The 23,248-nt window shown below is 67.6% G+C and carries 17 protein-coding genes; 9 read left to right on the top strand and 8 right to left on the bottom strand.

Annotated features, from left to right (window positions below):
- Positions 1–157: 157 nt before the first annotated feature.
- Together H536_RS0104405 and aceA are read right to left on the bottom strand one after the other, a co-directional pair.
- Positions 158–418, bottom strand: a complete 261-nt coding sequence (locus tag H536_RS0104405; RefSeq protein ID WP_024349315.1) for an SMc00767 family acetate metabolism repressor — start codon at positions 416–418, stop codon at positions 158–160.
- 180 nt (positions 419–598) lie between these two features.
- Positions 599–1,903, bottom strand: a complete 1,305-nt coding sequence (gene aceA / locus H536_RS0104400) for an isocitrate lyase (protein WP_024349314.1) — start codon at positions 1,901–1,903, stop codon at positions 599–601.
- Between the two features lie 388 nt (positions 1,904–2,291).
- Here aceA and H536_RS24255 point away from each other — a divergent pair, with 388 nt between their 5' ends.
- The 8 genes from H536_RS24255 to H536_RS0104365 all read left to right on the top strand — a co-directional run bounded on the left by H536_RS24255 (position 2,292) and on the right by H536_RS0104365 (position 9,721).
- Positions 2,292–2,435, top strand: coding sequence for a hypothetical protein (locus H536_RS24255; RefSeq protein ID WP_154653355.1), 144 nt, complete (start codon positions 2,292–2,294; stop codon positions 2,433–2,435).
- Between the two features lie 118 nt (positions 2,436–2,553).
- Positions 2,554–3,972: a helix-turn-helix domain-containing protein gene (locus tag H536_RS0104395; protein ID WP_024349313.1), complete on the top strand. Its 1,419-nt coding sequence runs from the start codon at positions 2,554–2,556 to the stop codon at positions 3,970–3,972.
- Between the two features lie 143 nt (positions 3,973–4,115).
- Positions 4,116–4,898, top strand: a complete 783-nt coding sequence (locus tag H536_RS0104390; protein ID WP_024349312.1) for an aspartyl/asparaginyl beta-hydroxylase domain-containing protein — start codon at positions 4,116–4,118, stop codon at positions 4,896–4,898.
- Positions 4,899–4,932: 34 nt separating this feature from the next.
- Positions 4,933–5,445, top strand: coding sequence for a GNAT family N-acetyltransferase (locus H536_RS0104385; protein ID WP_024349311.1), 513 nt, complete (start codon positions 4,933–4,935; stop codon positions 5,443–5,445).
- 131 nt (positions 5,446–5,576) lie between these two features.
- The gene (locus tag H536_RS0104380) at positions 5,577–6,677 is read left to right on the top strand and encodes a polyamine ABC transporter substrate-binding protein (RefSeq protein ID WP_024349310.1); all 1,101 of its coding nucleotides are present in this window, start codon (positions 5,577–5,579) and stop codon (positions 6,675–6,677) included.
- A 110-nt stretch (positions 6,678–6,787) separates the two neighbouring features.
- Positions 6,788–7,933, top strand: a complete 1,146-nt coding sequence (locus H536_RS0104375; RefSeq protein ID WP_024349309.1) for an ABC transporter ATP-binding protein — start codon at positions 6,788–6,790, stop codon at positions 7,931–7,933.
- A 2-nt stretch (positions 7,934–7,935) separates the two neighbouring features.
- On the top strand, positions 7,936–8,898 hold the full coding sequence (locus H536_RS0104370) for an ABC transporter permease subunit (RefSeq protein WP_155898374.1): 963 nt from the start codon (positions 7,936–7,938) through the stop codon (positions 8,896–8,898).
- Between the two features lies 1 nt (position 8,899).
- Positions 8,900–9,721, top strand: a complete 822-nt coding sequence (locus tag H536_RS0104365; RefSeq protein ID WP_024349307.1) for an ABC transporter permease subunit — start codon at positions 8,900–8,902, stop codon at positions 9,719–9,721.
- Positions 9,722–9,754: 33 nt separating this feature from the next.
- Here the strand turns inward: H536_RS0104365 and H536_RS0104360 are convergent, their stop codons facing one another.
- Together H536_RS0104360 and H536_RS0104355 are read right to left on the bottom strand one after the other, a co-directional pair.
- On the bottom strand, positions 9,755–10,951 hold the full coding sequence (locus H536_RS0104360; protein ID WP_024349306.1) for a hypothetical protein: 1,197 nt from the start codon (positions 10,949–10,951) through the stop codon (positions 9,755–9,757).
- A gap of 88 nt (positions 10,952–11,039) precedes the next feature.
- Positions 11,040–12,908 carry an AsmA family protein gene (locus tag H536_RS0104355; protein ID WP_024349305.1) on the bottom strand — a complete coding sequence of 623 codons (1,869 nt, stop codon included), beginning with the start codon at positions 12,906–12,908 and terminating at the stop codon, positions 11,040–11,042.
- 189 nt (positions 12,909–13,097) lie between these two features.
- Here H536_RS0104355 and H536_RS0104350 point away from each other — a divergent pair, with 189 nt between their 5' ends.
- Entirely contained in the window at positions 13,098–15,059 is a 1,962-nt protein-coding gene (locus tag H536_RS0104350; protein ID WP_024349304.1) for an acetoacetate--CoA ligase, read from the top strand.
- 88 nt (positions 15,060–15,147) lie between these two features.
- On the opposite strand, the gene H536_RS0104345 is transcribed toward H536_RS0104350, so the two are convergent.
- The 4 genes from H536_RS0104345 to H536_RS0104330 all read right to left on the bottom strand — a co-directional run bounded on the left by H536_RS0104345 (position 15,148) and on the right by H536_RS0104330 (position 23,083).
- Positions 15,148–15,804 carry a hypothetical protein gene (locus H536_RS0104345; RefSeq protein ID WP_024349303.1) on the bottom strand — a complete coding sequence of 219 codons (657 nt, stop codon included), beginning with the start codon at positions 15,802–15,804 and terminating at the stop codon, positions 15,148–15,150.
- A 144-nt stretch (positions 15,805–15,948) separates the two neighbouring features.
- Positions 15,949–17,640, bottom strand: coding sequence for an ABC transporter permease (locus H536_RS0104340; RefSeq protein WP_024349302.1), 1,692 nt, complete (start codon positions 17,638–17,640; stop codon positions 15,949–15,951).
- Positions 17,641–17,782: 142 nt separating this feature from the next.
- Entirely contained in the window at positions 17,783–18,826 is a 1,044-nt protein-coding gene (locus tag H536_RS0104335) for a Fe(3+) ABC transporter substrate-binding protein (RefSeq protein ID WP_029702721.1), read from the bottom strand.
- A gap of 243 nt (positions 18,827–19,069) precedes the next feature.
- Positions 19,070–23,083, bottom strand: a complete 4,014-nt coding sequence (locus tag H536_RS0104330; RefSeq protein WP_060576850.1) for a PAS domain S-box protein — start codon at positions 23,081–23,083, stop codon at positions 19,070–19,072.
- Between the last annotated feature and the right edge of the window lie 165 nt (positions 23,084–23,248).

The raw sequence follows: 23,248 nt of genomic DNA, 5'->3' as shown, positions 1-23,248 counted from the left end.
GGGGTGAGGGAAGGCGGGGCCCGCGCCGGGATGCGCCGTCTTGGCGATGATCAGCCCCGCATCCCCGACGCAAAGCGCCCGCTCCCCGGCTGTGCAGGGAACGGGCGTCGCTTGCGTGATCTCGGCCGACACCGTTCGGCGGGCGTCCGCCGGGTACTCAGCCCCCGGTCTTGACCACGACCGGGATCAGCAGGTCGCCCCAATTGCCGTTGCCGGAATGGTGGCGGGCGGAGCGCACGAGTTCGACAGAGACGCCGGCCTCGACCGCCTTCATCACGGACTGGTTCAGCCGGTGAAGGTCATTGGCCAGCATGCGGATCGCGGCCTGCTGGGCCTCGTCCATGGAAGAGGACTGCTCCTCCGCCCGCTCCTTGACGCGGGTGCGGGGGCGGCTTTCGTCGATAGCGACTGCACTCATCGTCTGTCTCCTTGGTTGGTCGTCATGTCGGTGTCGTGGGGTCCCGGAACGCCGCTCGGGGGAGCGTTCCGGGGGAGCGGGAGACTGGGGGCCGCGGAAGCGGGAAGAGAAACTCCCGCGCGTGTCCCGCTCCGTTTGCGCAAGTGGCCGGAGGTTGGCCAACCGACTTGCGCGAGGGGGCTACTCGGCTGCCACGCTGAGATGCTGGTCCTTCTTGAACTGCGCGCTCTCGGTGGATTCGCCCATGGCGGTCGTCGAGGACTGGCCGCCGGTGATGGCCATGGAGACGGCGTCGAAATAGCCGGTGCCGACCTCGCGCTGGTGCTTCGTCGCCGTATAGCCGTCGGCCTCGGAGGCGAACTCGGCTTCCTGCAGCTCCGAATAGGCGGCCATCTGCCGGTCCTTGTAGCCGCGGGCCAGTTCGAACATGCCGTGGTTCAGCTGATGGAAGCCGGCCAGGGTGATGAACTGGAACTTGTAGCCCATGGCTCCCAGCTCGCGCTGGAACTTGGCGATGGTCGCGTCGTCGAGGTTCTTCTTCCAGTTGAAGGACGGCGAACAATTGTAGGCCAGGAGCTGGTTCGGATGCTCCTTCCTCACCGCCTCGGCGAAGCGCCGGGCCTGTTCGAGGTCGGGCTTGGAGGTCTCGCACCAGATCAGGTCCGAATAGGGCGCGCAGGCGATCGCCCGGGCGATGCAGGGCTCGAGGCCGTTCTTGACCCGGTAGAAGCCTTCCGGCGTGCGGCCGCCGTCATAATCGACATAGGGCTGGTCGCGCTCGTCGATGTCCGAGGTGATCAGCTTGGCCGCCTCGGCGTCGGTGCGGCAGATCACCAGCGAGGGCACGCCCATCACGTCGGCCGCCAGCCGCGCCGCGGTCAGGTTGCGGATATGCGCCTGGGTGGGGATCAGCACCTTGCCGCCGAGATGGCCGCACTTCTTCTCGGAAGCGAGCTGGTCCTCGAAATGCACGCCCGCCGCGCCGGCCTCGATGAAGGCCTTCATGATCTCGAAGGCGTTGAGCGGGCCGCCGAAGCCGGCCTCGGCGTCGGCGACAATCGGGGCGAACCAGGTGTCGACGGACTTCGCGCCTTCGGCATGCTCGATCTGGTCGGCACGCTGCAGGGTGCGGTTGATGCGGCGGCAGAGCTCGGGCGCGGCATTGGCCGGGTAGAGCGACTGGTCCGGATACATCGACGAGGCGGTGTTGGAATCGGCGGCGACCTGCCAGCCGGAGAGGTAGATCGCCTTCAGGCCGGCGCGGACCTGCTGCATGGCCTGGTTGCCGGTCATCGCGCCGAGCGAATTGACGAAGTCTTCCGAGTGGATCAGCTCCCAGAGCCGGTTGGCGCCGTTCTCGGCAAGCGTGTAGCGGATCTGGACCGAACCGCGCAGGCGCTGGACGTCCTCGGGCGTGTAGTTGCGCTCGACATTGTCGAAGCGGCCTTCGGGGGCAGACGGGACGAGATTGTAAAAATCGGTCATGGCGGTCGATCCTCTCCTGAATTCCGGCTGCCGATGCGACTGTGACAAGCCACTGGCAGCGCCTGGGGAGAGACATGACATCGCCAGTATGTGCTGAGAAGCGCCCGGCGGTCGGATCGCAGGCTTATTCGGGTCGTCTTGTCAGGACCTTCACAGGCTGCGATTGTCACGATGTAAAAATTGTCATAGGCCGGGATGGCGCATTGCGGTCGCCCGCGGCCGTCGGCGCGGGGCGCTCAAGGCCGTTGCTGTGGCGTCACAGGGGTATGGATTTTCGTGAAAGACATGATCCACCAACACAATATCGCCTTGGATTCCATCAATCGAAACCTTTCCCGGTCATGCTGCCAATTGTCGGCGGACGACCGGTCGAGATTTGGAGCGGACGATGAGTGCGGTGCGTGTGGTTTTGCGTCTTCTGGGCCTGAGCAACGCTTTGGCGGCCTACCATCCCGAGCGTCACTACATGCGCGGACCGGGCCCTGCCTGCCTGCGTCGCATGCAGGGCGGCGGCACGCATCTGGGCGCCTGAACGGCCGTTCCGCACCCGGTGGCCGGTGCACCCGGCCGCACCCCTTCCACTCCCTTACCCCTGACGATTCCTTGGCCCCTGACGATCCGGCGCGCTCTTTCTTCCCGGGAGGCGCCTGATGGCCGAGAACAAGATCTTCGCCGGACCGCGCATCCGCCGCATCCGCAACGGTCTCGGCCTGACCCAGACCGCGATGGCCGAGGAACTCGGCATCTCGCCGTCCTATCTGAACCTCATCGAACGCAACCAGCGCCCGCTGACAGTGCAGCTCATCCTCAAGCTGTCGCAGACCTACGAGGTCGATATCGGCGATCTGCGGGGCGAGCAGCAGGGCTCCGTCGCCGAATTGCGCGGGGTCTTCTCCGACCCGCTGCTCGCCGGCGAACTTCCCGGCGAGCAGGAACTCTTGGAGATCGCCGAAGCCGCGCCGAACGCGGCGGCCGGCGTGATCAAGCTCTATCGCGCCTATCGCGAGCAGCATGGGCGGCTCTCCGACCTGTCCGACCTCCTGGCGCGGGAGGGGCGCGGCACCGGGCTGGCCGGCGCGCGGCTGCCGATCGACGAGGTCCGCGAGGTGTTCGAGACCCGGCCGAACTATTTCGCCGCGCTGGAAAGTGCCGCGGAGGCCCTGCACCAGACACTGACCGCCGGCGACGACCTGATGGGAGCGCTGAAGACCTGGCTGCGCAAGGAGCACGACATTTCCGTGCGGGTGCTGCCGGTGCAGACCATGCCGAACTGGCGCCGCCGCTTCGACCGGCACTCGCGCCGGCTGTTCCTGTCCGAGCGTCTCGCCCCGGCCGACCGGCTGCGCGAGGTGGCGCTGGAATCCTGCCTCCTGGCCTTCGGTGAGGTGATCTCGGCGGAGGCCGCGACCTTCGCCTTTTCGAGCGACGAGGCGCGCCGGCTGGCACGGTTCGAGCTGCTGCGCTACGCCGCCCATGCGCTGATGATGCCCTATGCCGCCTTCCAGGCCGCCGCCGAGCGCTCGGCCTACGACATCGACGTCCTGCGCGGCCGCTTCCAGGTGTCCTTCGAGCAGGCCGCCAACCGGCTGACCATGCTGCAGCGCCAGGGCGCGCCGGGCGTGCCGTTCTTCCTGCTCGAGGTGGACAATGCCGGCAACCGGTTCCGGCGGGCCGGCGCCCGCGGCTTTCCGGTGCAGCGCTTTGGCGGCGGCTGTCCCAAGCTGCCGATCCACGCGGCCTTCGCCCAGCCGGGGCAGATCCTGGTCGAGAGCGCCGAAATGCCCGACGGCGCCGAGTTCCTGCTCGTCGCTCGGACGCTGGAAGGGCTGCAGGCCGGATTTGCCGAGCGTCCGCGGCGGACGGCCATCCTGATCGGCTGCGACATTGGCTACAAGGACGAGACGGTCTATGGCCGGCATCTGGGAACCAAGCCCGCCACGGTCGGCATCGGCCCGGCCTGCCGGCTGTGCGAGCGGCAGGCGTGCCTTGCCCGCGCCGAGCCGCCGCTGACCCGCCCGCTGGGTCTCGACGAAATGGTCACCGGCCTGTCGGCATTTGATTTCCAGTGAACAGGGGCCAGATGCAGCGCGACGCGCCCTTGCAGGTGTCAGCGTACCGTCACAATTAGCGGGCGAGCGCGGGGACCTGCGGCGAAGGCGGACATCGCCCGGCGGTGGCCGGCGGGAATGCGAACACAACGAAAGACAAGCCTGTGAGCCAGCAGAAGCAGAAGACCGAAGGTCTGGACGATACGATGACCCGCGACGGCTTCGTCGCACGCTCGGTGCAGCGGCTCGTCGATGGCGCCGAGAAGCTCAATCTGAAGCATTCGGCCGTCGGCAATCCGCCGGTCTTCGAGACCGACGACTTTCCATGGGCGCGCGAGGTCGAGGCCGAGTGGAAGGCGATCCGCGCCGAGCTCGACAATGTCCTGGTGCGCAAGGGCGAACTGCCGGCGTTCCACGAGATCTCGTCGGAAGTGCGCTCGATCTCGTCGGACCAGAACTGGAAGACCTTCTTCCTGTGCGGCTACGGCATCAAGTCGGAGGAGGCGATCCGCCAGTGTCCCGAGACCTGGCGCATCCTGCAGAAGATCCCCGGCATGAAATCGGCGATGTTCTCGATCTTCGAGCCGGGCAAGCACCTGCCGCCGCATCGCGGTCCGTATAACGGCGTCCTGCGTTTCCATCTCGGCCTGCTGGTCCCCGACGAGCCGGACAAGATCGGCATCCGGGTCGCCGACCGCACCTGCCACTGGGAAGAGGGCAAGGCGCTGATCTTCGACGACGCCTATGAGCACGAGGCCTGGAACCACTCGGACAAGGTGCGGGTGGTGCTGTTCGTCGATTTTGAGAAGCCGCTGAAGCAGCCGGCCAAGACGACCAACAAGGCGGTCCTCAACATGGCGGTCTTCACGCCCTTCATCCGCGAGGGCTACAAGGCCCACAAGGCTTGGGAAAAGCTGTTCTACGGCGAGGGCACGAAGCACCGCTGACCGGCGGTCGGCTGTAGGACGGGACGGCATGCGGATGACGGCGCGGAACGACACGGCCCGGTGGCGCCCCATGGCGCGCTCCGATCTGCGCGCCGCGATCGCGCTGGCCGACCGGGTCCACCCCGGATTGCCGGAGGAGGAGGCGGTCTTCACCGACCGCCTGAATCTCTGTCCGGCAGGCTGCCTCGTTCTCGCCGACCCGGCCGGCATCGTCTGCGGCTACACGCTCGCCCATCCCTGGACGAAGGGCCCGCCACCCAAGCTGAACACGCTGCTCGGCACGTTGCCGACGCCCGCCGACCGGTTCTTCATCCACGACGTGGTGGTGGCGCCCGAAATGCGCGGGCAGGGCCTGGCCGCGCCGGGTGTCGAACTGCTGCTCGAACAGGCCGCGTCCTATCCGTCGGCGGCGCTGGTCTCGGTCTATGGCACGGTGCCCTTCTGGGCCCGCTTCGGCTTCATCGATGCGTCGGACACGCTGCCGGCCGGGGCCCTTGCGGACTATGGCAGCGACGCCCGCTTCATGATCCGCCCACGGGAAAGCTGAAGCGGCCCGGCAACACGCCGGAAGGGCGCGCAAGGGCTAGGAATTGGCGCGCCGATGTTCTTAACTTGGCGCCGACACCCGGCGGGGACGATGCCCGCTTCCGATACACATCTTATGGAGGTCCTGACCGAATGACACGACTGATCGCGATGCTGGGGGCTGCTGCCGCAACCCTCGCCATAGGCGCCGGAACGGCGACCGCTCAGGAAGAGAAGGTCGTCAATGTCTACAACTGGTCGGACTATATCGACGATTCCATCCTGGCGGACTTCACCGAGGAGACCGGGATCAAGGTCGTCTACGACGTCTATGATTCCAACGACATCCTCGACACCAAGCTGTTTGCCGGCGGCAGCGGCTACGACGTCGTCGTGCCGTCCTCCGAATATCTGGTCCGCCAGATCGAGGCCGGCCTGATCCAGAAGCTCGACAAGTCGAAGCTGAGCAATCTCGACAAGATGTGGGACGTGATCAGCGACCGCGTCGGCGAATATGGCGACGCCAACGACTATTCGGTCAACTACATGTGGGGCACCACCGGGATCGGCTACAACAAGAAGATGGTCGCGGAGCGGATCGACAATCCGCCGACCGATTCCTGGGACCTGATCTTCGATCCGCAATATGCCAAGAAGCTGGCAGATTGCGGCATCATGATGCTCGACGCACCAACCGAGGTGATGCCGGCGGCGCTCAACCATCTCGGCCTCGATCCGAACTCGACCGATCCGGGCGAGATCGAGCAGGCCAAGGAGATGCTGCTGAAGGTGCGCCCCTTCGTGCGCAAGTTCCACTCGTCGGAATACATCAACGCGCTGGCCAATGGCGACATCTGCGTCGGTTACGGCTATTCGGGCGACATCTTCCAGGCCCGCGACCGCGCGGCCGAAGCCGGGCAGGGCGTCGAGATCGCCTATTCGATTCCCAAGGAGGGCGCCCGCATGTGGTTCGACCAGCTGGCGATCCCGGCCGACGCGCCGCATCCGGAGAACGCCCACGCCTTCATCGACTATCTGATGCGCCCCGAGGTCATCGCCAAGGCGACCAATTACGTCGTCTACGCCAATGGCAACAAGGCCAGCCAGGAATTCGTCGATGACGCGATCATCAACGATCCGGCGGTGTATCCGAGCGACGAGGTTCTCGCCAATCTCTACACCAAGGAAGCCTACGACGCCCGCACGCAGCGGCTCATCAACCGCGCCTTCACGACGGTCCAGACCGGTCAGTAAGGCGCTTCGCCCGACATGAGCGCACCCGCTTCCGGCCTCTGGCCGGGAGCGGGCCATCGCCATGATCACCGGGCGGTGCAACGGGTCGATTCACGGACGAGGTGGCGACGGTGCAGAAATCCCTCGGCAACATCCGTCGCAGCTTCGCGCCCTGGGCCGACGCGACGCAGTCGCCGGTTATCGAGTTCGATCGCGTCACCAAGCGCTTCGGCGAGTTCAAGGCTGTCGACGACCTGTCGCTCGGCATCTACCGGCGCGAGTTCCACGCGCTGCTGGGGCCGTCCGGCTGCGGCAAGTCCACCCTGTTGCGCATGCTCGGCGGCTTCGAGGAACCGAGCGAGGGCGACGTGCGCCTCGACGGCCAGAGCCTGATCGGCATCCCGCCGCATCGCAGGCCCGTCAACATGATGTTCCAGAGCTACGCGCTGTTTCCCCATATGGACGTTGCCGGCAACATCGCCTTCGGCCTGAAGCAGGACGGGATGGCGAAGTCGGAGCGCGACGACCGCGTCGCCGAGATGCTGAAATTGGTCAAGCTCGACGGTTTCGCCGCGCGCAAGCCGCAGCAATTGTCCGGCGGCCAGCAGCAGCGCGTGGCGCTCGCCCGCTCGCTGGCCAAACGGCCGAAGGTGCTGCTCCTCGACGAGCCGCTGGGCGCGCTCGACAAGAAGCTGCGCGAAGAGACCCAGTTCGAGCTGATGGATCTGCAGCAGGAAATGGGCCTGACCTTCCTGATCGTGACCCACGACCAGGAAGAGGCCATGACCATGGCCGACCGGATTTCCGTCATGGACCAGGGGCGCATCGTCCAGGTCGCCACTCCCGAGATCATCTACGAGGCGCCGGCCACCCGCTATGTGGCGGATTTCATCGGCTCGGTGAACATCCTCGCCGGCACGATCGAGAGCAGTGCCGGCGGCACCACCCGGATCGCCACCACCAGCGGCGTGACCATCGAGGCGGAGACCGCCGGCGATCTCGCCACCGGGAGCGAGGCGTTCTTCGCCATTCGCCCCGAGAAGATGCGGCTGTCCCGGCAGAAGCCGGCGGACGTGTCGATCAACGCGCTCCACGGCGAAATCTGGGACATCGCCTATCTCGGCGACATGACCCTGTTCAACGTCCGGCTGGAGAGCGGCGACATCGTGCGCGCCGCGACGCTCAATTCGGTGCGCGGGGCGTCCGAGCAGATCGGCTACGACGAGGCGGTCTGGCTGACCTTCGCGCCGGATTCCGGCATCGTCCTGGCCGGCTAGCCATGGCGGTAGAACCCCTGATCCCGGCCGACGCGCCACCGGAACCTGCACGGGACAAGCTGCGCAGCCGCGGCGCGCGGCTCTATCGCAGCCTCGTCGTCGGCGTTCCCTTCGTCTGGCTGCTGGTGTTCTTCCTGGCGCCGTTCCTGATCGTCTTCAAGATTTCGCTGTCGCAGATCGCGCTGGCGCAGCCGCCCTATGTGCCGTCCTTCTCGCTGGAGAACCTGTCGACCTTCTGGGACAATCTCCAGCAGTTCACGATCGACAATTATGTCTGGCTGACGTCGGACCCGCTCTACATCAATTCCTATCTGTCGAGCCTGCAGATCGCCGGGATCGCCACGGCGATCACGCTGCTGATCGGTTATCCGCTGGCCTATGGCATCGCGCGGGCGCCGGGCGGCCTGCGGCCGGTGCTGATCCTTTTGACCATCCTGCCGTTCTGGACGAGCTTCCTGATCCGCGTCTATGCCTGGATCGGCATCCTGAAGACCGACGGGCTCCTGAACCAGTTCCTGATGTGGCTCGGCGTGATCTCCGATCCGCTGGTCATCATGAACACCAATATCGCCGTCTATATCGGCATCGTCTATTCCTACCTGCCCTTCATGGTGCTGCCGATCTACGCCTCGCTGGAGCGGATGGACTACCGCCTGATCGAGGCGGCCAACGATCTCGGCTGTCCGCCGGTGAAGGCGTTCTGGACGATCACCTTCCCGCTGTCGCGGCCGGGCGTCCTGGCCGGGATCATGCTGGTCTTCATTCCGGCGGTGGGCGAGTTCGTGATTCCCGATCTCCTCGGCGGCTCGCGCACGCTGATGATCGGGCGCACCCTTTGGAACGAGTTCTTCTCCAATCGCGACTGGCCGGTCTCGTCGGCGGTGGCGATCCTTCTGCTGATCGTGCTGGTGCTGCCGATCGTCTGGTTCCAGCGGGCACAGGCCAAGACAACGGGGAACGGCTGACGTGACGCGGAACTGGTCGCCCTTTAACATCGTCTCGGTCGTGTTCGGCTTCGCCTTCCTGTACCTGCCGATCCTTCTCCTGGTGATCTACTCCTTCAACGCCTCGCGGCTGGTCACGGTCTGGGCCGGTTTCTCGACCGTCTGGTACCGCGAATTGTGGAACGACCAGGCGCTGCTCGACGCGGCCTGGGTGACGCTGCGCGTGGCGCTGCTGTCGGCCAGCGTCGCGACGATCCTCGGCACGTTGGCGGCGACGACGCTGGTGCGCTTCTTCGATTTCCGCGGCCGGCTGCTCTTTGCCGGCATGGTCTATGCGCCGCTGGTCATGCCGGAGGTGATCACCGGCCTGTCGCTGCTGCTCCTGTTCGTGGCGATGGATTTCGACCGCGGCTTCTGGACCGTCACCATCGCCCACATCACCTTCTCGATGTGCTTCGTCGCGGTGGTCGTGCAGTCGCGGCTGATCAGCTTCGACCGCAGCCTCGAGGAAGCGGCGCAGGATCTCGGCTGCCCGCCCTGGAAGACCTTCTTCCTAATCACCATGCCGGTGATCTGGCCGGCCGTCGCCGCCGGCTGGATGCTCGCTTTCACCCTGTCGCTGGACGACCTGGTCATCGCCAGCTTCACCTCGGGGCCGGGCGCAACGACGCTGCCGATGAAGATCTACAGCCAGGTGCGGCTGGGCGTGACGCCGAAGATCAACGCCGTCTGCACCTTGCTGATCGCCGTGGTCTCGGTCGGCGTCATCATCGCGGCGATCCTCAACAAGCGCCGCGAGGTGCAGAAGGCCCGCGACGCCCATCTGGCGGCGACCGCCGGCTGATCTGCCGGCAGTCCTGGCGACGGTTCGACAGGCTCAGCGGTTCGCCGATGCCGTGCCAGCAGTGGCGGCGGCCATGTTGGCGCCGGTGCAGTCGCAGGCTTCGCCATGCGCCGTGGTGATCGCGTCCATCGTGGCGGCGATGGCGGCGAGCATCGGGTCGTAGCCGCCGCGCGGGCGGTGGGCGAGATGGTCGAGCGCCTCGATATCGGCGAAGGCTTCGGTCAGGGCGCTGCGCACCAGCGCGTCGCCGATCTCGGCGGAGCGGCCGACGACCCGCGGCTGCAGCGCTTCCAGACGGGCCAGAACCGGGCGTTTCGCGCGTTCGCCACCGATGGCGCCGGTGATCGCCGGATCGGCCTTCAGCCGGGCGCCCGCAACCGGTTCGGCGGCCGTCTCGGCGACGGCGGAAGGGCCGGCCAGGAAGCCGTTGGTCCGGGCAGTGTCGATCAGCATATCGAGGACGGCCAGCCGGTCGGCGTCGGTCTCAAGGGCCGGACGCGCGGTCTCCGCCATCGCCAGCGGCGGCAGCGCTGGATCGAAATGCGGGCCGAAGGCGACGGCCTGCGCGGACCGTTCGAGGCCCTTGGACTGCCGCAGGTCGAAGACCAGCGGATGACCGCGCAGCGGCGGCGCGAAGCGGGGCGTGGGCACCGGACCCATGGCGACCAATGCGGCCCGGACGCTGTCCTGCGTCGCCGCCGTCTGGACAGCGCGGTGTCCGGCAGCCTTGGCCGGGCTGGTCGCGATGCGGTCCATGTAGCTCTTCAGCGTCTCGAGATAGTTGGCGACGCCGCTGCACAGATAGGGCGAGGGGCCCTGGCTCACATATTCGCCGAGATCGGTGACGATGCGATCGGCGATCCAGCGGTCGTTGGCGCTGCCGACCCAGCTTGCGCGGCCGCGGTTGCGGGCAATGCCGGAGGCTTCCGCCAGTGCCTTCGCCTCGGCCGAGCCACGCCTGGCGGAGGCGCGGAAAATCGGGCCCTCGGGGAGCGAATCGTCGCCCTTGAACGCAATGGCGCGGGCCGGCTTGATCGCCGCGAAGGCGCCGGTCCGGATGGTCTGCAGGGCCGAATGATAGCGCATCGCACAGTCCGGGCGGTCGCCCGCCCCGGCATCCGCGGCGGGCGCGGCATGGGCGGCCGCGGACAGCATCAGGGCGGCGGCGAGGGGCAGAAGCGGCCCCCAGCAGCGGGTTGCGGAAATGAGGATGAGCGGTGCGCGAAGCATGTCGGAGCGTCCGTTGCTGGCCGAGCGCGGACCCGCGGATCGCCGCCACCGGTGCCTCATACGCCTTGTCGGCGGACCGGGGAGGGCTCTACCGCGTCGTGACGCTCGGGTTGGGCCATTGCCCCTGCAGGATGAACGCAACCGGTTTCGATGTGGTGAATTCGCGCTCAGCCGAGGCGGTCTGCTGCGCATCCGCATTGTAGGTGCCGCGCAGACTGATCTCCTCGTCATGGAGGGCGACGCTGCCGACGGCGGTCAGAAGGCCGGCGCCGTTGGCGATCGCCAGATCGTCGATCCGCAGTCGCGGGCCCGCGGCCGACAGACCCAGTTCCATGGTGTCGAAGGGCACCGTCGCCCCCGCCGTGCCGGCAAGCAGGGGCCGCGCTTCGGGGGTCGCGAAGACCTGTGGAGCGAGGCCCCTTATGGCGCCGCCCCGGGCGCTGATCTGCCCCTCCAGGCGGACATGGCGGATGATCGTCTCCCAGTCGCTGACCGGCGTCTTCATGCTGACGGAGAGATCCGACCGGCCGCCGACGCCGAGGGTGGTGACGTCGAGGGCGCCGAGAAACGCGTCGGTGTCGATCCCGCTGAGGGTCAGGCTGCCCGTCGCCGTCGGGCGTTCGGAGGTGGAGTGGAAGGTCAGGCTGGCCTGGCCGCGGCCACCGAAAACCTGCGCGTCGCCGATGTCGAGCTTGGCGATCCCGTCGTCGAGGGCAACGACCGCCGCGATCTCGGACATCGGCACATGCGCGAAATTCGCCTGCGCCGCCGACAGCCGCACGTCGAGGTCGATCTCGTCGGCAAAGGCGAGGTCGATGGGACGGTTGAAGTCGAGGACGTTGCGCGGCAATGGCGCGATGGATCGGGTGAAGGGATCGAAATCCAGCGTCTGGAAGGCCAGCGTGCCCCGCACCCGTGGCTTGTCGCCGCCGAACTCGGCTTCCATCACACCCTGGCCGCGGCTGCCGGCAATGGTGATGCGGGTGTCCTGCAGATTGGCGCGGCTGCCGGCCAGAAGCAGCGTGCCGTCGAGGGCGACCGGGCCGATATCGGGCGTGTCGGGTCGCGACTCGCCGAGCCATTCGATGCTGCGGCTGAGCGACGGCGCATCGATGCGCAGTGCGCCCGAGATGGTCGCGTTGCGATCGAGGGTCGCCTCGCCGTCGAAGCTGGCGGTGAGAGGCGGAGACGACAGGGCGATCCGGACCTCGCTCGGGTCCCCGGACAGCAGCGCTTTGGGCGCGGCAAGGCGGAGATCGAGCTCGCTTGGCTGGCCGTTCCAGATGAAGGAACCGGACACATAGATCGCCGACGTGGAGGAGGCCTGCGCCACGATCAGATTGGCGTTGCTGATGCCGGCGCGGCTGTCGCCGGCCCGCGGCCGGTACACGCCGGAACGGATTTCCAGCGTTTCCAGATCGTGAAACCGCTCGAGCAGCGTGCGCACCAAACGTCGCGGGCCGTCCAGCGGCCCGCCCTGGTGCGGCGCCGCCATGCCGTTGGCGGCCGGAACAAGCACAGGCTCGGCAGTTTCGAGCGCCGGCTCGGTCTCGGGAAGCGGGCGCCACTCAGGCCGCACCAGAACGACGCGCGCGATCGAGGCGGTGCCGATCAGGGCATCCACCGCATCGAGATCGGCAACGACGGTGTCGATGGTAAAGGCGTTGGCCGTGCCGATCCGCACATGACGTGCCACGAGCCGGGTGCGTGGCAGGAGTGAAAAGGTGACGTCGCCCTCGACCGTGACGGTCTCGCCGGTCATGGTCTGGAGCCGCGCGACGAGATCGTCGCGCGCCGCATCGGTGTCGATCGCCAGCTGCGGGAGGGTCAGAAACGCCGTCAGAAGCAGCGTGACGAGAATGACGCCGGCAGCGGCCAGTCGTTTCGTTCCCCGCCGTCTCCCGCCGGGAGCATCAGCCCGTTTCGCGAGCCGGTCCAGGGAGAAATTGCGCGCCACCGATTTCCTTTCAGATTTTCGAGCCGTTCTAGTCCAAGGCGTCGCGCGAAACCAGAGGGAGCGCGCCCTTACGGAACGTTCGGATGTGGATACGGGCGGTGGACGGGCGGGCGCCGGCGGCGAATTCGCCAGCGTTGCCAATGGCAAGGCGGTGTGGCACCAGCAAGGCACGATCACTGGGAGGCGGGAATGGCTGGACGGCTGCTTTGGAAACCGGACGCGGCGCGGGTGGCGCAGCATCCGCTCACGCGCTTCGCACAGGAAGCCGGCGCGCGGACCGGCCGGGACTTTGCCGATTACACGGCGCTGCACCGCTGGTCCGTCGATGACCGAGCGACCTTCTGGGACGTTCTGTGGGATGTCACCGGCGTCGTCGGCGACAAGGCCGGACCGAGCCTCGTGGCTGGTGACACGATGCGCGACGACCGGTTCTTCCCCGAAGCGCGGCTGAACTTTGCCGAGAACCTCCTGGCCCACGCCAGGGACCGGCCCGACGCCGATGCGCTGGTCTTTCGCGGCGAAGACAAGGTGCGCCGGCGGCTGAGCTGGCGCGAGCTCGAGGCGCTGGTGTCACGGCTTGCTCAGGCGTTCCGCGCCGAGGGCATCGTCGCCGGCGACCGGATCGCGGCGATGATGCCGAACATGCCCGAGACCATCGCGGCCATGCTCGCGGCGACCTCCATCGGCGCCGTCTGGTCGTCCTGCTCGCCCGATTTCGGCGAGCGCGGCGTGCTCGACCGCTTCGGCCAGATCGAACCCAAGCTGCTGATCGCCTGCGACGGGTACTACTACGCCGGCAAGACCATCGAGATCGCCGACAAGCTGGCCGCCATCGCCGGCAAGCTGGGCGCCGCGAAAACCATCGTCGTGCCGTATCTCGGCAAGGCCGAGGAGGTGGCCGGGGCGACGCCGGGCGGGGTTTCGCTGGACGCGTTCATCGCGCCCTACGCGCCAAGGGAGATCGCCTATGAGCGGCTGCCCTTCTCGCATCCGCTGTACATCCTGTTTTCCTCCGGCACGACCGGCGTGCCCAAATGCATCGTCCATTGCGCGGGTGGGCTGCTGGTCCAGCATCTGAAGGAGCATCAGCTGCATTGCGGCGTGCGGCCGGGGGCGCGGTTCTTCTACTTCACCACCTGCGGCTGGATGATGTGGAACTGGCTGGTCACCGCGCTCGCCTCGGGCGCGACGCTGCTGCTCTACGACGGCTCGCCCTTCCATCCGAAGCCGGAGGTGATCTTCGACTACATGGCCGAGGAGAAGGCTACCTTCTTCGGCACCAGCGCCAAGTTCATCGACGCCTCGCGCAAGCTCGGCCTGAAGCCGGCCGAGACCCACGATCTGTCGGTGGTCGAGGTGCTGTCCTCGACCGGCTCGCCGCTGTCGCCGGAAGGCTTCGAATATGTCTATTCCGACATCAGCCCCGATCTGCATCTCGCCTCGGTCTCCGGCGGCACCGACATCGCCGCCTGCTTCGTGATGGGCGTGCCCTGGCTGCCGGTCTATGTCGGCGAGATCCAGGGACCGGCGCTGGCGATGGCCACCGACGTCTGGAACGACGACGGCGAGCCGGTGCGCGGCGAAAAGGGCGACCTCGTCTGCACGAAGGCCTTCCCGTCGATGCCGATCGGCTTCTGGAACGATGCGGACGGCTCGCGCTATCACGACGCCTATTTCGCGCGCTTCCCCGGCATCTGGTGCCATGGCGATTTCGCCGAATGGACCGAGCATGGCGGCATGATCATCCACGGCCGCTCGGACGCCACGCTCAATCCCCAGGGCGTGCGGATCGGCACGGCCGAGATCTACAATGTCGTCGAGCAGATGGACGAGGTGATCGAGGCGATCTGCATCGGCCAGCCCTGGGACGACGACGTGCGCGTCGTGCTGTTCGTGCGCCTGGCGGAGGGGCTGACCCTCGACGAGGATCTGATCAAGCGGATCAAGAGCGTCGTTCGGGAGGGGGCGTCGCCCCGCCATGTGCCGGCCAAGGTGCTGCAGGTGCAGGACATCCCGCGCACGAAATCCGGCAAGATCGTCGAACTCGCGGTGCGCGAAGTCGTCGAGGGCCGGCCGGTGAAGAACAAGGAAGCGCTCGCCAACCCCGAAGCGCTGGAGGAATTTGCGGGGCGGGAAGAGCTGACGACCTGAGGCGCGGCAGTCATAGCAATTTTGCGCGTGCCATGAAAAAGGGCGCCGGCAGCGATGCCGGCGCCCTCGTCATGTGCAGGAGGCCAGATTACTGCGCCTTGGCAGCCTTGGCTTCCTCGATCGCGGCCATGCAGGCTTCCTCGTCGCCCTTGGCCAGCGCCATCTCGGCCCGCTCCAGCGGCGTGCCGCTTGCGGAGGCGTCGGCGGTCATAGAGGACTCGCCCGCAGCCTGGTCGGTGCCGGCCGCGGCATTGGCCGCGGTCTCGGCACCGTCCTGCTGCGACGCGCTGTCCTGGCCGGACATGGCGGTGTCGCCGCTGGTCTCGCTCTCCATCGGCATGGTCGAGCCGTCCTTGGCAATCGCGCCACCGGATGCACTGCCGGAAGCCCCGGCCTGACCGGATGCGGCCGAACTCGTGGATTCAGCGCTCGCAGCGCCGCCGGTCCCGGTCCCGGTTGTGGCCGAAGCGTCCGCGTCGCTCTGCAGCGGCGCCATGCTGCCGTCCTTGGTCACCTCGCCATCGCCGGTGTCGAGGCCGGCGCCGGTTTCGAAGTTCGTGGTCTTGCCGTCGGCCGTGCCGGAGGCACTGGCCGAGCCGGCCATATCGCCTGCGGAGCCGGAGATGGAAGCCGTCGTGCCGGTCCCACCGAGCATGGCGATTTCCTCGCGACAGTCGGCCGAGGCCGCGCTGATCGGCAGGGCTATAAGGGCGGCGCTTCCGAGCAGAAGAGACATGCGTTTCATGACTTGTTTCCTCCTATTGTTGGCAACTGGCGGAGAGAACGTGAGCGCCGGGGCGCAGGTTCCGTAAGGAATGATCGTTTTTTATCATGCCGTTACGGAATTCCGTCAGGAAGCCGAAACAGATTGGAGGCGTTGCGCGGCGCGCTATCCGCGCTCGGTTTCGCGCACGATCGAGCGGTTGAGGATCACCACCGGCAGGATCCCCACGAGCACGATGAGGAGGGCCGCGATGGCGCCGTCCTCGAAGGCGGCGCGCGAGGTCTGGGCATAGACGAAGGTCGCCAGGGTCTCGAAGTCGAAGGGCCGCAGGAGGATCGTCGCCGACAGCTCCTTGCTGGCATCCACGAAGACCAGCAGGAAGGCGGTCAGCAGCGCCGGCTGCATCAGCGGCAGCAGCACCTGTCGTAAAGCGCCGCCGGGGCCGCGGCCCAGGGTGCGGGCCGCCATGTCGAGATGCGGCGACAGCTTGGAAAAGCCGCTTTCCAGCGCGCCGTGGCCCATCGCCATGAAGCGCACGAAGCAGGCATAGACGATGGCGAAGCCCGATCCGGACAGAAGCAGGCCAGTGGAGATGCCGAACCATTCGCGCATGCGCGCATCGACGGCATTGTCGAAGGCGGCGAGCGGGATGAGGATGCCGATGGCCAGCACCGTGCCGGGCACCGCATAGCCGAGGGCAGCGACCCGCACGAGGCTGGCGAGACGGTTCGAGCCAGTCAGGCGGATGCCGTAGGCCATGGCGAAGCCGGCGGCCACGGTGACGACGCCGGTGGCGGCGGCGATGGACACCGTATGGCGCAGGGCCCGCCAGAGCTGCGGATCGGCGAGCTGGTCCAGCCGGTTGATCGCGAAATCGCCGAGGACGAGCAGCGGCACGCCGAAGCCGGCGGCAATCGGCACGAAGCAGGCGAGCATCGCCAGCGCCGCCTTCCAGCCGGCCAGATGCTCGCGGCCGGTCTGCGGCCGGTCGGCCCGCTGGATGCTGAAGCGCTGCTGGCGCCGGGCGTAGCGTTCGACCAGCACGAGGGCGACGATGACCAGGAGCATGAACAGAGCGATCTGGGTCGCGCCGGCGAGATCGCCGCGGTTCAGCCAGGTCGAATAGACCGCGAAGGTGAGGGTGCGCACACCCAGAAACTCCACGGCGCCGATGTCGTTGACGGCTTCCATCAGCGCCAGTGCGACGCCGATGGCGATCGCCGGCCGCGCCATGGGCAACAGCACCTTGCCGAAGACCGCGGCGGGCGAGGCGCCCAGTGTACGGGCGACGTCGCCGGCCTTGCGGCCCTGCATGACGAAGACCATGCGCACGGTCAGGAACACATAGGGGTAGAGGACCGAGGAGAGAATGACGATGGCGCCGGGCAGGGAGCGAACCTCGGGAAACCAGTAGTCGCGCGAGGACTGGAAGCCGAAGACCGAGCGGATGGCGGTCTGGATCGGGCCGGCGAAATGCAGGAATTCCACGAAGCAATAGGCGGCGATGTAGGTCGGCACCGCCAGCGGCAGCACTAGCGCCCAGGAGAAGATCCGCCGGCCGGGAAACTGGAAGGTCGCCACCAGCCAGGCCGTGACGACGCCGACCGAACCGGCAAGCATCGCGATGCCCGCCATCAGGAGCAGCGTCACGCGGCTGGCTTCCGGCAGGATGGTCTCGGCCAGATGCCGCCAGTTGGCCGATGTGCCCGACAGGGCGATGACCAGAAGCGCAATCAGCGGCAGGATCACCGTCAGCGCGACCACCGACGCGCCCACCAGATAGCCACGGTCGCGCCCCCGCCGAAGGCGGAACCGGGCCCGGATGCCGGGTCTCAGGAGCGGGGCGGTGGCGGACATGGCGGGCTTGACGCGATGAGGCCCGGTCTCGCGAATGCACCTGGATGAAGGCGCGTCGCGGCCGGGCCATGTGGAGACAACGGAGCGGCGCCCGCAGCGGAAAACCCGCCCGGGCGCCGTCCTGTTAGCATGTCAGATGGGCTCAGCTCTGCGGCCCGTTGTCGTAGCCGACCTCGTCGATCATCTCGGAGGCCTTGGTGCGGAACTTGGCGATCTCGTCGAGCGGCAGCGTGTCGGGCTTCAGGTCGCCGAAGGACTTCACCAGTTCGGACGCCTCGATGCCCGGCTCCAGCGGATATTCGTAGTTCAGCTCGGCGTAGATCTTCTGCGCCTCGTCGCCGGACAGGAATTCCATCAGCTTGACGGCATTGTCCCGGTTCGGCGCGTTCTTGGCCAGCGCGACGCCGGAGATGTTGACGTGGGTCAGGCCGTTCTCGAAGGTCGGCATGATCACCTTGATGGCGTCCGCCCACTCCTTCTGCTCCGGCTCCTTCTCGTTGGTCGCCATTTTGCCGACATAGTAGGTGTTGCCCAGCGCGACGTCGCATTCGCCGGCGAAGATCGCCTTGGCCTGGTCGCGGTCGCCTCCTTCGGGCCGGCGGGCGAGATTGTCGCGCAGGCCCGTCACCCATTCGCGCGCCGCCTCTTCGCCGTTATGGGCGATATAGGCCGCGATCAGGGCGATGTTGTACTGGTGCTGGCCCGAGCGGGTGCACAGCCGGCCCTTCCACTTTGGATCGGCCAGTTCCTCGTAGGTCAGTGCATCGGCATCGACGCGCTCCTTGGAGGCGTAGACGACGCGGCCGCGGGCGGTGAGGCCGAACCATTCCTTCTCGCTGTCGCGATAGGCTTCCGGAATGTTCTTCTCGAGGATCTCGTCCTCGACCGGCTGGACGACGCCGGCCTGCTTGGCGGCGTCGAGGCGGCCGATGTCGACGGTCATGATCACGTCGGCCGGCGAATTGGCGCCCTCGGCCGCGATCCGCTCTTCCAGGCCCTTGTCGATGAAGATGGTCGCGGTGGTGAGGCCGCTCTCCTCGGTGAAGGCGTCGAGCAGCGGCTGGATCAGTTCGGGCTGGCGCGAGGTGTAGATGTTGACGTCGGCGGCGCTGGCGACAGCCGGCGCGAAGGCCGAGGCCAGAACGGCCGTCGACAGGGCGAGGCGGCGGGAGATGCTGGGCATCATGAAAATCTCTTCCCATGCTGCGCGATGCCGATAGGCGGCGAACGCGACGTTGACAGGCAGGCGATCCGGAGATCGTTGAATGGCGATGGCCGCTAAATCTTGCGGCAGCCACTCACCTATGCCGGATGGCGCCGGCCAGCGCAACACCCTGCCGATCGATAGGCCAGTAAAATCAATGTATTAGAAGAATTCTAAACTAGGCTGTCGGCGACGGCCCGGTTCCGGCGGCCGGTCGCGGAGGCGTCAGTCGGTGAGAACCCGCTGGGACGGAAACGAAATTTCCACCAGCGTGCCTTCGCCCGGCGTCGAGGACATGGCGAAGCCGGCGCGGTTGGCTTCGGCCAGCGCCTTGGTCAGCGGCAGGCCGAGACCGGTCCCTTCGCCGCGTCGCCGGTTACCCGGATTGACCTGCTGGAACGGCATCATCGCAATCTCGATCTCGTCCTCGCTCATGCCGATGCCGCTGTCGCGGAAGCGCACCACCACGTCGCCCTCGGGCGAATAGCTGGTCGAGACGATGATCTGCCCGCCGGCCGGGGTGAAGCGCACCGCGTTGGAGACGAGATTGAGGGCGATCTGCCGCATCGAACGGCGGTCGGCGACGACCGGCGGCACCGAGGAGGGCAGGTTGGAGCGCACGATGACCTGTTCGCGATTGGCCTGGGGCTGCATCAGCGCGACGACCTCGCCGATCACCTCGTTCAGCGACACCGCCTCGAAGGCGAGTTCGAGCTTGCCGGCCTCAATCTTGGAGATGTCGAGAAGGTCGTTGACCAGATCAAGCACGTGATGGCCCGATCGCTTGATGTCGTCGAGATATTCCAGGTAGCGCTCGTTGCCGATGGGGCCGAAGCACTCGGTGGCGATCACGTCGGCAAAGCCGATGATGGCGTTGAGCGGCGTGCGCAGTTCGTGGCTGACATTGGCCAGGAACTGGCTCTTCTGCAGACTGGCCGCCTCGGCCTCGCTGCGCGCCTTGATCAGCTCCTGCTCGACGCGCTTGGCTCTCGAGATGTCGCGGATGACGGCGCACCAGCCGCGCTCTTCCGGCAGCCGGCCGAAGCTGACCGACAGGGGCACGAAGCCGCCTTCGGCGACGCGGCCGATGACTTCGCGTCCCTCGTCGCGCGGCGCCGTGGCGCCGGCGGTGCGCAGCGTCTCGATGTGCTCCAGCGTCGGCTTCTGGCTTTCATGGGCAAGCAGCGTGACGAACGGCCGGCCGGCCGCATCGTCCGCACCGATGCCGAACAGGGCGTGCGCCGCCCGGTTCATGGAGCGGATCATGCCCTCCCGATCGACCAGGACGACCCCGTCGGTGGCCGCCGACAGGACCGCCTGCAGCTCTTCCACCTCGGCAACCAGGCCGGCGTCCGTCTCGACCGCGTCGGCGGTCTGCGGCGGGGCATCCTGCTCGGAACGCAGCGCCGCGGCGCTGAGGCTGGGCGAGGCGAAGAAGGACATGACCAGGCAGGAACGGCCGGCGATGGTGGAGCGCTGCATGTGGCTGCGCGCCGCCAGCGTCTCGCCCGTGACCCGGCGGATCGCGACCTCGCCCGAACCCGCCGCCCGGTCGTCGCCGTCGAACAAGCGGGCGAGACCGCCGGCCTCGGCAAGGGCGGGGATGTCGTCATAGCCGGTCAGGTCGAAAAATTCGCGATTGCCGTAGACCAGGGTCTCGCGGATCTGGACGAGAACCGGCAGCGGCAGGCAGCCATAGACGGTGGCGAGATCGGCCAGGAGCTGGGCGTGATCGGGCAGTTCAGGCTCGTCCGTGTCGTCCTCGTCTGCGTCGACCGGGTCGGCCGGCTCGTCCGCGCCCTCGGTGACGGTGGGCTCCGCGGCCGCCTCATCGGCGGGCTGCGCCGAGGCTTCGACGGGGGCGACCAAAGCTGGCTCGTTGTCGTCGGCCTGCGCGGCGACATCCGGCAGGGACGGCTGTTCGGCCGGTGCGATGCCGCGCGGCGCTTCGGGCAGCGGCGCGGACGCGTCCGCGTCCTCCTGCTCCGGCGCACTGGCGGCATCGTGGGACTGATCGCCGGAATCGGCGTTCAACGCCGCGTCCTCGGTCTCGGCAGTCGGCGCGTCATCGTCGCCTGCCGAGATTGCGTCGGGTGCGTCGATCGATTCGAGATCGTCATTCGAATCCAAGGCAGCTTCTATGGGCTCGGCGTCGCGGGCCTCGTCCTCGAACTCGCCGATGCGGCGGCTGGCGGTGCGGATCGCGCCTTCCAGCCCGCCGATGCGGTCCTCGTCGCCGAGGGTTTCGCCGATGGCGCGGAACGCCGCTTCCTCGGACTGGCTGAGATGGCTGTCCTTGGAGCGGCGGCGCTCCTCGAGACGAATGATCTTCTCGGCACGGTCGCCGGTCTCCGGCGTCGGTCGGGCGTCGGGATCGCGGCGCCCGAAGGGTGCCGGCGGCTCCTCCGCCGAGATGCGCTTCAGGAGAGCCCGGGCCCCGCCCTCCAGCGTCAGATCCTGTCGCTCCTGCGCGGCCTCTTCGACGCGCTCTTCCTGCGCCACCGCAACGGGTGCCTCGACCGCGTCGGCAAGGCGCACAATCCCGAAGCCGCGGAAACCATCGAAACTGCGGTCGCGGGCATAGACGGGCAGGGCGGCCAGCTCGACCGGGACGCGCCGGGTCGAATTCTCCACCGGCCATTCCAGCGTGCGCCCGGACCAAGTGTCGCGCTTGGCCAGCAGCCGGCGAATGTCGCCATCCGCATCGAGCCCGTATTCTTCCGCGACTTCCTCGAAACGGCGGTCGATCACGTCGGCAAAGCGCGGCCCGACGGCGGCGGCGAATTCCGGCGAGAGCGAGCGGAAGCGGCCTTCGCTGTCGATGCGCCAGACGAAGCGCACCGGCGCCACGTCGAAACGCGGCTCGAAGGCGGGGCCGGAACCGTCCGCCGCGCTCCCGGTGTCGGGATAGGAGCGGAAATCGGAGGCCAGCACCGGCCGGGCCCCGCGGGGGGCGGGCGGGCTTGGCGCCGCATCCTCATCGGCCGTGTCGTCTTCGACGTCGGGCATTGCCGGCTCCGCCGCGTCGTCTTCTGTGTCGGGAATGGCCGGCGCCGCGGCGTCGGGCGCATCAATGGCCACAGCCTCGGAGTGGGGCTCAGTCGCCATCGGGGCCGACTCCGTAACCTCCGACTCCACATCGTCCGGTCCCTCGGCTGCAGGCGCCAGCGTCTCTGGCGTTTCCTGTGCCTCGGTCGGCGTCCCGCTTTCGCGCTCGTCGGTCGGCGGCGTCGGCGCGGGGCCCCAGATGGAGCGCATGCGGCGGGGCTCGGACGGGGCCGCGTCCGCCGGGCGGTCGATGGACCCGCTGTGGCCGGAGCGCGCGCCGTAGGGCTGCTGCGGGCCGGGGCCGGGCGTCTCGGCGGGCGTCGCCATACGATCGTCGCCGGATGGCATGGATTCGCTTTCTCCGGGAGACCCGGACTGTTCGGCCTGTTCGGCGGCTTGCGTGCGCTCCGCATCGGCTGCGCCGGTGTTGCGGAAGTACCAGCGCTGCAGGATCGCGCTCATACCGATCTTGCGGTCGTGCTCGGGAGACTGGAGCTCGCGCTCCGGTGCAGCGGCCTCCGGCGGGTCGGCGACCGGCTGGGTCATCTCGGCAGCGTCGGCGTCGGCGGACGAAGCGCCGGAAGCCGAAGCCTCGGACGGGCTCTGCGTCCAGGCCAGAACATGGCCGCCGGCAAGGCGTGCGAGGACGGTGCTGCTCCCGTCGCTCGCAGCAATGGTGCGGTGGTCGTCCGCCGAGGCGAGGAATTCGGCGATCTGCGAGGCGTCAATCGCGACGGCCGCAGCGTCGTCTCCGGCCGCGGCGACGTCACCCCTGGCCGAGAGAACCGTCGCGTTGGTCATGCCGCTTTCATACAGAAGGTCGCGGGCGGTCTCTGCCGCGTTTCGGGGCGTCGCGGACGGATCGGCGATCGTTACCAGCACGGCCTCGCCGAAGGTGTCGTCGGTGATTGCGACGAGTTCGGCGTTCAGCGGACGGCCCAGTCCGGACCGCGCCGGCGAGGTGACCCGCGCTTTCGCCGCGCCGGTGCGGGCGAGCATGCGGCCGGAGGCGCGGATCTGGCGGATGATGGCGGTATTCGGCATGGCGTCGGAGGATTGCGGCCCGGCCGCGGACAGGCCCAGTAGCTCGGCCGCGGTGGTGTTCACCCACAGGAGACGGATCAGGTCGGACGTGAAGACAGCAAGCGGCATGCCCGCGTCACTGGCCTCGCGCAGCGTCCGATGGGCCATGATCGCCACTGCGATTGGCACCGTTGATGTCGCCATAAGCAACGCTTCCAAACATTCTTCACGCTCATATGTTGAGTCGTGAGGGACGGTTCCAGAGCCGATCTTAAGAATGGATTCATAATAGCCGGCTTCCGACGAATCCAGATTCTTCCGGCTTGCGGGGCG

This window comes from Aurantimonas coralicida DSM 14790 (assembly GCF_000421645.1).
GTDB lineage: Bacteria > Pseudomonadota > Alphaproteobacteria > Rhizobiales > Rhizobiaceae > Aurantimonas > Aurantimonas coralicida.
The sequence above is the reverse complement of the archived record's forward strand: the minus strand, read 5'-3'. Positions and strand labels throughout refer to the sequence as shown.